At 60.1% G+C, this 10,269-nt stretch carries 11 protein-coding genes; 2 read left to right on the top strand and 9 right to left on the bottom strand.

Features of this window, described 5'->3' with window-relative positions:
• Positions 1-432: bacterioferritin (gene bfr, locus B4F73_RS00480; RefSeq protein WP_290482258.1), on the top strand; the 432-nt coding region annotated here is incomplete at its 5' end.
• Positions 433-437: 5 nt separating this feature from the next.
• On the opposite strand, the gene B4F73_RS00475 is transcribed toward bfr, so the two are convergent.
• The 6 genes from B4F73_RS00475 to rpmI all read right to left on the bottom strand — a co-directional run bounded on the left by B4F73_RS00475 (position 438) and on the right by rpmI (position 6,128).
• A complete protein-coding gene (locus B4F73_RS00475) occupies positions 438-1,262 on the bottom strand; it encodes an ion transporter (RefSeq protein ID WP_290482257.1) in 825 nt (274 codons plus the stop codon).
• A 30-nt stretch (positions 1,263-1,292) separates the two neighbouring features.
• Positions 1,293-3,686, bottom strand: coding sequence for a phenylalanine--tRNA ligase subunit beta (pheT, locus tag B4F73_RS00470; protein ID WP_290482256.1), 2,394 nt, complete (start codon positions 3,684-3,686; stop codon positions 1,293-1,295).
• A gap of 3 nt (positions 3,687-3,689) precedes the next feature.
• Entirely contained in the window at positions 3,690-4,310 is a 621-nt protein-coding gene (locus tag B4F73_RS00465) for a hypothetical protein (protein ID WP_290482255.1), read from the bottom strand.
• A 12-nt stretch (positions 4,311-4,322) separates the two neighbouring features.
• On the bottom strand, positions 4,323-5,399 hold the full coding sequence (gene pheS / locus B4F73_RS00460) for a phenylalanine--tRNA ligase subunit alpha (RefSeq protein WP_034816740.1): 1,077 nt from the start codon (positions 5,397-5,399) through the stop codon (positions 4,323-4,325).
• A gap of 124 nt (positions 5,400-5,523) precedes the next feature.
• Positions 5,524-5,886, bottom strand: a complete 363-nt coding sequence (rplT, locus tag B4F73_RS00455) for a 50S ribosomal protein L20 (protein ID WP_034816464.1) — start codon at positions 5,884-5,886, stop codon at positions 5,524-5,526.
• Positions 5,887-5,924: 38 nt separating this feature from the next.
• Entirely contained in the window at positions 5,925-6,128 is a 204-nt protein-coding gene (gene rpmI, locus B4F73_RS00450; protein ID WP_034816462.1) for a 50S ribosomal protein L35, read from the bottom strand.
• Positions 6,129-6,537: 409 nt separating this feature from the next.
• On the opposite strand from rpmI, the gene B4F73_RS00445 reads away from it, so the two are divergent.
• On the top strand, positions 6,538-8,049 hold the full coding sequence (locus tag B4F73_RS00445) for a S10 family peptidase (protein WP_290480470.1): 1,512 nt from the start codon (positions 6,538-6,540) through the stop codon (positions 8,047-8,049).
• Between the two features lie 302 nt (positions 8,050-8,351).
• Here B4F73_RS00445 and infC read toward each other — a convergent pair whose 3' ends face one another.
• The 3 genes from infC to B4F73_RS00430 all read right to left on the bottom strand — a co-directional run.
• Complete coding sequence (infC, locus tag B4F73_RS00440; protein WP_290926900.1) at positions 8,352-8,891, bottom strand: translation initiation factor IF-3; 540 nt, start codon at positions 8,889-8,891, stop codon at positions 8,352-8,354.
• A 97-nt stretch (positions 8,892-8,988) separates the two neighbouring features.
• On the bottom strand, positions 8,989-10,023 hold the full coding sequence (locus tag B4F73_RS00435; protein ID WP_206992173.1) for a glycosyltransferase family 9 protein: 1,035 nt from the start codon (positions 10,021-10,023) through the stop codon (positions 8,989-8,991).
• A 17-nt stretch (positions 10,024-10,040) separates the two neighbouring features.
• Positions 10,041-10,269 (bottom strand): glycosyltransferase (locus tag B4F73_RS00430; RefSeq protein WP_290482254.1); only part of this gene is annotated, 229 nt, incomplete at its 5' end.

Here is a 10,269-nt window from a genome sequence, read left to right as displayed (position 1 = left end):
GCGATCAACCAGTATTTCCTGCATTCGCGCATGCTGCACGATTGGGGCGTCAGCAAGCTGGGCGATTATGAATACAAGGAATCCATCGAAGAGATGGAGCATGCCGATTGGCTGATCGAGCGCATCCTGTTCCTCGGCGGCCTGCCGAATCTCCAGGACCTCGGAAAGCTGCGTATCGGGGAATCAGTCTTCGAAATCCTCGAATGCGACCTGAAACTGGAAAACGACGCGATTCCGTTGCTCAAGGACGCGATGGAATATGCTGAGAGCGTCCGCGACTATGGCAGCCGCGACCTGTTCGGAAAGATCCTCAACAATGAGGAAGAGCATGTGGATTATCTTGAAACGCAGTTCGACCTGATCGAACGCATCGGAATCGAGCGGTATACAATGCTCCAGTCCGAAGCGAACGGCTCAAAGGCCCAGGACTAAACGGCTCAGGCGCTGCTCTCTTCGGGGGCAGCGCCGGCTTGCGCTTCGGCCGCCTCGACGCGGTCCTGAAGCTTCTGCAACTGACGCTCGCGCAGCTCGTCCGAAAAGGCACTGGCGAACACGCCTGCCGGCAGTGCGACCACGCCGATCCCCGCAATAGCAATTACAGACGCCGCAATCCGCCCCAGCGTGGTGACCGGATAGATGTCGCCATAGCCAACCGTGGTCAGCGTCGCGATGGACCACCAGATGGCGCGCGGGATGGAGCCAAACTCCTCACGCCCCTGCCCCACACCTTCGATGAAATAGAGCAGCACCGCCGCCACATAGACGAGCGCCAGCGCCATGGCGAGCGTGGTGAGAAGCTGCGTTCCCGCCCGCTTCATCGCTGCGCCCAGCACATCAAAAGCCGGTACGAAGCGCGCAATCTTGATCAGTCGGAACAGGCGGAAGACGCGCAGCGCGATCAGCGGAATGCCCCCGCCAACCACCATCACGATCAGTTCCGGCAGAAAGGCCAGCAGGTCTGCGATGGAATAAAAGCGCGTAATGTAGCGAAGACGACCAACAAAGCCCGCATATTCCGGCCTGAGACCCGCAATGACGACGCGCAGGACATATTCGACGGCAAAGATGATGACGACCGCAACATTGAACCAGTCAAATACCATCTTCCATTCGGGAATGGCCAACAGGGTCGGCTCGGTCTCGAGCGCCAGGAACAGGAAACTCGCCAGAACGAGGCTGATAATGATCCAGTTGGTAACCGAAATGCCGGACTTGCGGGCTTCGGGCACCAGCTCATTATGCAACCAGCGATACAGCCCCATGCGAGTCCCCCTAAGAACGGTTCTTGTTGCCTAGCCTCTTAGCACGCCGCCTGTGCCCTTGGCGACAGAGGCTACCACCTTGTCCATCAGGGCCTGGATGTCTTCATCTTTCATCTTTTCCAGCGGCTGGACCGTCATTTCAAAGGCGACCGATTTCTGCCCTTCGGGCACGCCGGTGCCCTCATAAACATCGAACACGTCCACTTTCGAGATCAGCTTCTTGTCGGCGCCTTGGGCATGGCGCACCAGATCTGCAGACGGGACAGACTGATCGACCACAAAGGCGAGGTCACGGCGGATCGGCGTCAACTCGGCACGTTCGAAGACTGGCTTGGTCTTGGTGTTCTTTGCCTTCATCTGCGGCAGCGCATTGAGGTTCAGTTCGAAGCCAAACATCGGCCCATCGACACCCATCTGTTTCAGAACGCCCGGATGCAGCTGGCCGAAATGCGCCACCGTCACTTTCGGGCCGAGCTTCAGGCTGGCCGCCTGCCCCGGATGCCAGTGCGGTTGAGCGGGCGCGGCGACCTGAAAGCGCTCGCCCGGCTGGCCGAGCGCATCAAGCACAGCAAACAGGTCAGCTTTCGCGTCGAAGGAATCATATGGTTCAGGTGCACCCTGCCAGTGCCGCTCATTGAACGGACGCACAAGCGCCGCCACGACGCTGCGCTGGTCTTTCGGGCCATCGCCCAGATAGATTGGCCCAGCCTCGAACAGGCGAACGCCGCGCTCGCCATGATTGGCGGCGCGCTGGGCGGCCTTGGCCAGATTTCCGAGCACGGATGGGCGCATATAGTCCAGTTCGCTTGCCACCGGATTGGCAACCGTCAGCGCGTCATTGATCTTGCCGAACAGCGCCGCGTCAGCTTTCGCCATGAAGCTCCAGCTGACAGTTTCCAGGAAACCCCGTGACGCCATCACCCGGCGGGCCGCGCGCACGCGGGCCTGCATCGGGGTGGTAATCGCTTTCACGCCGCCCTGGGGCGCTGGCAGGGACGCGGTTGGGAGCTGGTCAAACCCAACCAGGCGCGCAACTTCTTCCACGATGTCGGCCGACTGTTCCATGTCAAAGCGGAAGGTCGGCGGGCGAAGATACCAGGCATCACCCGCATCCTCGATATTGAACTCAAGGTCTTTCAGCATGCGGCGCATGTCAGCGGGCTTGACGGTAAGCCCCGTCAGGCGTTCCACATCGGCCGGATAGAAAGTCACCTTGTTCGGATTGACCGGCGCTTCGCCCGCAACCTTCGGCTTGGAGACGACCCCGCCGCCATATTCCACGATCAAGGCGATGGCGAGGTTCAACCCGTCCAGGCAGCTGTGCGGATCGACACCGCGCTCGAAGCGATAGCGCGCATCGGAATGGATGCCAGTTGCGCGGCCTGTGCGGGCCGTGCGTAGCGGGTCGAACCAGGCGCTTTCAAGGAACACGTCCACGGTCTCGTCAGAGACTGCCGTGGATTGTCCGCCCATCACACCCCCCAGGCCGATGACGCCGCTGTCATCGGTGATGACGCACATCTCTTCGCCGACCTTGTAGGTCTTGCCGTCCAGCGCCTCCAGCACCTCGCCCTTGCGGCCAAGACGTGCCACGACCGGGCCGGACAGTTTGGACGCGTCATAGGCATGCAACGGACGAGCCCGGTCAAGCGAGATGTAATTCGTCACATCCACCAGCAGGGATTTCGGCTGGATGCCGACGGCCTTCAGGCGCTGCTGCATCCACTCAGGCGACGGACCATTCGTCACGCCGACAATTACGGCTCCGGCGAACACCGGACAAGCCTCGGGCGCGTCCAGCCGGATCTCGACGGGGCATTCCTTGGTGCCAACGACCTTCTTGACGTCCGCGTGCAGGAAGCGCCCTGCCCCGGCCGCGGCCAGGTCACGGGCGATGCCCTGCACGCCCAACCAATCCGGCCTGTTCGGCGTCACTTCGAAGTCAATGACCGGATCGTCCAGGCCAAGAGCGTCGGCTGCTGGCGTGCCGAGTGGAATGGCGTCCTCCAGATCGGCGATGCCGTCATGGTCCTCACCCGCTTCGATTTCCTTGGTGGAGCACATCATGCCATGGCTTTCGATACCGCGAATCTTGCGCGGTTTCTTGTCGAGCGCGAAGTTGAGCCCCGGAATGAACGTGCCGAGCGGCGCATAGATCGCGGTCATGCCAGCCCGCGCATTTGGCGCACCACAGACAATCTGCTTCTCGCCATCGACCGTATCGACCGTACAGACGCGCAGCTTGTCCGCATCCGAATGAGGCTCAGCCGCCTTGACCTTGCAGACCGTAAACGCCGCCAGCTTCTCGCGCGGGTCCACAACCTCCTCCACCTCGAGGCCAGCCTGCAGCATGAGGGCCAGAATATCGTCCAGCGTCGCCTTGGTGGCGAGGTGGTCGTTCAGCCAGGACAGGGTGAATTTCATTGTCTATTCCACTTCCGAAATCGTTTCGGTGCCTGAAGCGCGCGGCGCGTTTGCCACTGCTTCAAAAAGGTCTACCTCACTGCGTTCGCAGCGTTTAACGCGTTCCGCGCGGCCCATCGTGCGCCCCATACCCAGGCCCCGGGTTATCCAGCATCTATCGAAAACCGAGCAGTAGCAGATCTCGGCGTCCAGCTGGCTCCACTCTGCGGCAACGGCGTCAAGTTGATCGCCCGAAATATCGTCACGAGACCAGTCGACCCTGAGCGGCTCCACGTTGGAACCTGGTGCTATGGCCCGGCCGATGAGGCTCGTCCAGGAAAGGTCATAACCGGACGGGAAACGGCCAACATAAAGGTTGAGGCTCGCGACCGGCTCACCATTCCTGAGCATGCGGACCTGCTCGATCAGGGCTGGACCGACGCCGCTATTGGAAACACGAATACCCATAGAGGCTGTGTCGACACTCGTTGAAACAAACCCGTCGATCTGGATCACGGGATAGACAGCACCATGCTGCTGCGCGCGCATGACCCGGCCTTGGTCCCAGGCGATGAAGACGGCAATTGCACTGGTCAGCACCGCGCAGATCGCAATCAGCATTTCCACTTTATTGCCGGTACCCATGCCCCCTGCTCCCTAGCTCAAGCCGCCACTGACGGACGGTGTCGACCAGGGCGCGAAGCCGTAATGGCGAGTCCATTGCGGGTCGGCTTCGAAGTATGGGCGAAGGTCCGGCATGCCATATTTCAGCATGGCGAGGCGGTCGACGCCCATACCGAAGGCGAAGCCCTGATATTCGTTCGGATCAATCCCGCAATTGCGCAGCACATTCGGATGCACCATGCCACTGCCGAGAATCTCCATCCAGCTGTCGCCCGCGCCGATCTCGATCGTCTCGCCCTTGCGGGTATATTTGACGTCCATTTCTGCCGACGGCTCAGTGAACGGGAAGAAGTGCGGACGGAAACGCGCCTCGACATCATCCACTTCGAAGAACGCCTTCACGAAATCGATCAGGCAGCCTTTGAGGTGGCCCATATGAATGTTCTTCTCGATGACGAGGCCTTCGACCTGATGGAACATCGGCGTGTGCGTCGCGTCCCAATCATTCCGGTAGACCCGGCCCGGCACGAGAATGCGGATCGGTGGCTTCTGGCTCATCATGGTGCGGATTTGCACGGGAGATGTGTGCGTGCGCAGCACTTTCGGCGCATCGCCTTCCAGCGCATGCATGAAGAAGGTGTCGTGCGTCTCGCGCGCCGGATGGCCTTCGGGGAAGTTCAGCGCGGTGAAATTGTGCCAGTCGTCTTCAATGTCCGGGCCTTCGGCCACCGTGAAGCCCATGTCGCCGAAGACGGCGGCGACTTCTTCGAACACCTGCATGACCGGATGCAACGCGCCGGCCTTCGGGCCCGGTGCCGCTGGTAGGGACAGGTCAACCGTTTCGCTGGCCAACTGAGCCTCCAGCGCGGCCGCTTCCAGCGCCTCCTTGCGGGCGCGGACGGCGGCATCGACGCGATTCTTCAGCGCATTCAGCTTCGGGCCATTTTCCTTGCGCTCCTCCGGGCTCATCTTGCCCAGCGAACTCATCAGGCCGGACACGCGGCCCTTCTTGCCCAGTTCGGCCACGCGTACATCGTCCAGCGATGCCAGGTCGCCTGCCGCTTCAATCGCCGCAAGGGCCTCTTTTTCAATCGTACTGATATCGGACACGGGGGTCGCTTCCCTTTGCTGTTCCAGCGGGCTTTTTAGGCGCTTCGCGCCGGCATGCAAACGCCCTTAAAGAAAAAGCCCGGCTTTGAGGGCCGGGCTTTGTCACTTGTGCCTTGCGGGCAGGTTAAGCGAGGGCAGCCTTGGCCTGTTTGACCAGGGCGCCAAATGCTTCCGGCTCGCGGATGGCGATGTCGGACATGACCTTGCGGTCAACTTCGATACCGGCTTTGGTCAGGCCGTTGATGAACTGGGAATAGTTCATTTCGTCGTCGTGGATTCGCACAGCGGCATTAATGCGCTGGATCCAGAGCGAGCGGAACTTCCGCTTTTTGACCTTACGACCGACATAAGCGTACTGACCGGCTTCCCAGACGGACTGGTGCGCGATGCGGAACGTATTCTTGCGGCGGTTACGGAAACCCTTTGCCTGCTTCAGAATCTTCTTGTGGCGGGCGTGGGCGGGAACTTTGTTACGTGAACGGGGCATCTTAGGCCTCCTAAATCAAGATCTTGAAGGATACGGGCCTAGAGGCCGTAAGGCAGGAATTTCTTCACAACGCGAGCAACATCAGCGTGAGAAGCGACTTTCGTGCCGCGGTTCTGACGAATGTACTTCGAATTGTGGCTCATCAGGCGGTGACGCTTACCAGCGACGCCGTGCTTGAGCTTTCCGGTTGCCGTGATCTTGAACCGCTTTGCAGCGGCCTTTTTGGTCTTCATCTTCGGCATTTCATCTCTCCTGTCGTCGAGCTCACACCGTATAGGCGGCCCAGGGTTCATGAGCTGGAGGGCATGCCGTTCGCCCAAACCGCTCGGAAGAGGCGGCTTATGACGGATCAGGGGCAGAGAATCAAGAGGCCAATATGCTGTTACTGCAGGCGATTTCGCACCGCACGGCGGCGTGCTTCGCGTTCGGCTCGCCGCTTTGGCATTTTGAGGCCTACCCAAGCCCGCCAGACAAGGAAAGGCAAAGCAAGCAGACCTAAAAGCAAGACGATATCCATAGGCTTTCCCCTGCCTGAAAGCGTAACTCCGAAATGCGGAAAACTCAAACGGGTCCAGGACCGTGCGGCTATTGCCCTTGCGCCCCCGCCTGAATAAAGTCGCAAATTGTTATAAAGTTTCAGGGGCTGCTTTCATGCGCACGCTACTTCTCGCCGCCTGCATGGCGATCTTTGTCATGCCAAGTATAGCTGAAGACGCCGGGAACGGGCCGAAAGACGCGCCTGAGGTGCCGGAGGCGCGGGTCTTCACCTCTGACCATTCGCTCCGGCTCGGCAGCAAGACGGTGAAGTACGAGACCGTCGCGAGCGAGACCTATCTGCGCGACGACAAGGACGAGCCAACCGCCTCAGTCTTCTCGGTCTCCTATATCGACACCAGCACGACCAGCGCCGCCCAGCGCCCGATCACTTTCGTCTTCAATGGCGGGCCCGGATCAGCTTCGCTCTGGCTACACATGGGCGCGTTCGGTCCGAAACAGGTGATTACCCCGTCCGATGCGTCCGATGTCGGTGCGCCGCCCTATACAATTCGCGACAACCAGAACTCCCTGCTTGATGTCACCGACCTCGTCTTCATTGATCCTGTCGGCACCGGCTATTCGCGCCCACTCGGCGAGACCGAGGGCAAGGAATTCTATGGCGTCAATGAAGACGCCGAGAGCATCGCCGAATTCATCCGCATCTGGCTGACCGAGAATGGCCGCTGGAACAGCCCGAAATACCTGGCTGGCGAAAGCTATGGCACGACGCGGGCCGCCGCACTGACCGAAAAGCTGCAAGGCGGCTGGAACGGCATCGGTCTCAATGGCGTGATCCTGATTTCGGCCATCCTGGATTTCCAGACTGCGCGCTTTGCGCCTGGCAATGACACGGCCCATCTCGCCTTCTTCCCGACCGAGGCCGCCACCGCCTGGCATCATGGCAAGGCCAACAAGGCAAAGTGGAACAATGATTTCGATGCCTTCATCGAAGACGCCCGCACCTATGCCACCGACACTCTGGCCCCTGCCCTGATCCGCGGCTCGACTCTCAGCGAAGCCGACGAGATTCGCATCGCGCAGGAAATGAGTGAGTTCATCGGCCTGTCGCCGGAATGGATCCGCCTTGCCAATCTCCGCGTTGATCCGGCTCGCTTCCGCAAGGAGCTGCTGCGCCGAGAAGGCTTCACGGTTGGCCGTTTTGATAGCCGGTACCGTGGCGTCGACAGTGAAGGTACGGCCGACACGCCCGAGAACGACCCGTCCGGCTATGGCATGGATGTCGCCTATGTCGCTGCGATCAATGACTATCTGACCCGCGAGCTGAATGTGGACTTCACCCGCCCGTACAAGGTGTTGACGGGAGAACCCGGCTCGCAGTGGAACTGGGATGTGAACCAGCGCGGCTGGCCATCCTATGTGAATGTCACGCCATGGCTCGGCAAAGGCATGCGCGAAAATCCTGATCTGCGCGTGCTGCTCGCCTCGGGATGGTACGATTTGGCAACGCCCTTCTTCGGCGCGGAAATGTCCCTGCACAAGAACGGTGTCGTGCTCGACCGGGTCCAGTTCGATTATTACGATTCCGGTCACATGATGTACCTGGCCGAAAGCGACGGAAAGAAACTCTCCGACGATGTACGCGCCTTCATCGAAGCGGGTCAGTAAATGCCTGGCGGCGGGGATGCTGACCAAGCTTTCCCCCGCCGTTTGACGGTTGCTGCTGCAGAAGTGGCGCCGTGAACTCGACAGGGACCCATAGGCAATAATCTGTGAAGGTCATCCCGGCGCGCAAATTCTCCGGGATGGGGACCTGACGAGTCCCGGCAGGCGGAAGAGACAGGGTCGCAACCTGCTCTGCTCCTGAATGCCCCTTCCCTGCGGCCTTGTCTCTCCGCACGCCACACACAAAAAAACCGGAGGGCGCAGGGCCCGTCCGGCTTATTGTGCTGGAGTCAGCAGCGCTGGCTTTAGCGCGGTGCGAGCACCATGGTCATCTGACGGCCTTCGAGCTTCGGCTCGAGTTCAACCTTTGCCATTTCATCGAAATCGTCGCGGACGCGTTTCAGCAATTCCATGCCGAGATGCTGGTGGGCCATTTCGCGACCACGGAAGCGCAGGGTCACTTTCACCTTGTCGCCACCTTCGAAAAAGCGCGTCATCGCTTTCGTCTTCACGCCATAATCATGGGTGTCGATATTCGGGCGCATCTTGATTTCTTTGAGTTCTGAAGACTTCTGCTTCTTCTTCGCAGCCGCCTTCTTCTTGCGTTCTTCGAAGCGGAGCTTGCCATAGTCTAGAATCTTGACGACGGGGACTTCCTGGTTCGGTGAAACCTCCACCAGGTCCATGCCTGCTTCGCGGGCCGCGTCCATGGCAGCCATAATGGGCATCACGCCCTGCTTTTCACCGTTCTCATCAATCAAGAGAACCTTGGCGGCGCGAATGTCGTCATTGATACGTGGGCCAGTGGATTTCTGTGGTCCACCGGTGTCTGGTCTGCGAGCTATGGCGAATCTCCTTTGTCGCTATTTCGGTAAGCTTCAATATGCCTGTAAATGCAGGCATCTTCAAGGCGGACGGGCATTCTATACTTCCGCGATCCCGTCAAGATGGCAGCACACCCAAAGCCCGAACCGATTGCCAGACATCGTCGACGCTCAACTCGGCCAGCGTGGGCGCTGAATTGATAATGATGGTCGTGTCGCCGCGCGGGGCCGCATGGTCAGGATTGCTCTCGGTCAGCGCGAACAGAGCAACGCCCGGCGCGCCGGCAATCGCCGCCATATGCATCGGGCCGGTATCATTCCCGACCACAAACAGCGCCTTTTCCGCCAGGGTCACGATCTGGAACAGATCGGTGCGCGTGGTCAGACTCTTTGTGCGCGGCTCCTTACGCACGATCTCATGCGCCAGGGGGCCCTCATCCTTGCCGCCAATAATAACCGGCGTAATGCCTGCATCGGCCACCCGTTTCGCCAATTCCGCATAGTTTTCAACGGGCCATCGCTTGGCCTCCCGATGGGCCGAGGCGCCCGGGATCAACAACATGTAAGGCTCTTCAAGGCTGAAATAGGCTGGCTGCAATCGCGGTGCGTCGCGCAGTTTTGGCCGCACCCAGGAAAGATCTGGCTTTGGCGCGGAATTGCCCAGCCAGCGGCCGCCCGGTGCCACGCCAGCCACTTCGAGCTGTTCTGCCAGTCGGTCAATCGAATGCATGGTGGCGCGCTCGCCATTGTCGTGGAAAAACGCCGCCTTTTCATGATGGCCCGACCAGAGCGGCGCCTTGCCGGTCTTGCTCAACGCGGTGAAATAATTCTTCGTGCGTCCGCTGGTCTGGAAATCATAGATGATGTCGTACTTGGCTTTACGGATACGGGTAATCAGCGCAGCCGTTGCCTTCATACTATCCGGCCGCCCGTCGGTCTCCACCGCGTCCACATAAGGGCAAAGTTCGGCAAATTCCTTGAAGAATGGCGTGGTCAGCAACGTGATGCGCGCCTTCGGGTGCATCTCGCGCACCGCTTTCATCGCGCCCAATGCCAGCACAAAATCGCCCAGTGCGCTGAGTTTGATGACCAGCACATTGAGGGCTTTTGCGCCCGGATTGACGGGACTTGCCGGTTTGACCGGTTTTGCCATGCGAGCCTCGATTTCCCCTACTCCAGCAAGGTCTTATAGACTCCCAGTGTCGCCGCCTGAAGCCCCTGCTTTGAGAAATGCTGTCGAACATGTGCCTGTCCCGCCCGGCCCATGCCATCGCGCGCCAGTGGACCGACCGACAACAGGGCCCGAATAGCGCCTGCAAGCGCCTGCGCATTGCCCGGCTCCACCCGTGCGCCCGTCTCGCCTTCGATCACGGTTTCCCGCCCGCCGCCATGGTCAGCC

This window comes from Hyphomonas sp. UBA3601 (genome assembly GCF_002375605.1).
GTDB lineage: Bacteria > Pseudomonadota > Alphaproteobacteria > Caulobacterales > Hyphomonadaceae > Hyphomonas.
Note: the sequence above shows the minus strand (reverse complement) of the source record. Positions and strands in the feature narration are given on the sequence as shown.

What these genes read in the sequence shown, in the direction of transcription:
- rplT (WP_034816464.1), bottom strand. Translation starts at nt 5,886, where the DNA reads ATGCCCCGTTCACGTAACAAAGTTCCCGCCCACGCCCGCCACAAGAAG.
- B4F73_RS00475 (WP_290482257.1), bottom strand. Translation starts at nt 1,262, where the DNA reads ATGGGGCTGTATCGCTGGTTGCATAATGAGCTGGTGCCCGAAGCCCGC.
- rpmI (WP_034816462.1), bottom strand. Translation starts at nt 6,128, where the DNA reads ATGCCGAAGATGAAGACCAAAAAGGCCGCTGCAAAGCGGTTCAAGATC.
- B4F73_RS00435 (WP_206992173.1), bottom strand. Translation starts at nt 10,023, where the DNA reads ATGGCAAAACCGGTCAAACCGGCAAGTCCCGTCAATCCGGGCGCAAAA.
- pheT (WP_290482256.1), bottom strand. Translation starts at nt 3,686, where the DNA reads ATGAAATTCACCCTGTCCTGGCTGAACGACCACCTCGCCACCAAGGCG.
- B4F73_RS00465 (WP_290482255.1), bottom strand. Translation starts at nt 4,310, where the DNA reads ATGGGTACCGGCAATAAAGTGGAAATGCTGATTGCGATCTGCGCGGTG.
- B4F73_RS00445 (WP_290480470.1), top strand. Translation starts at nt 6,538, where the DNA reads ATGCGCACGCTACTTCTCGCCGCCTGCATGGCGATCTTTGTCATGCCA.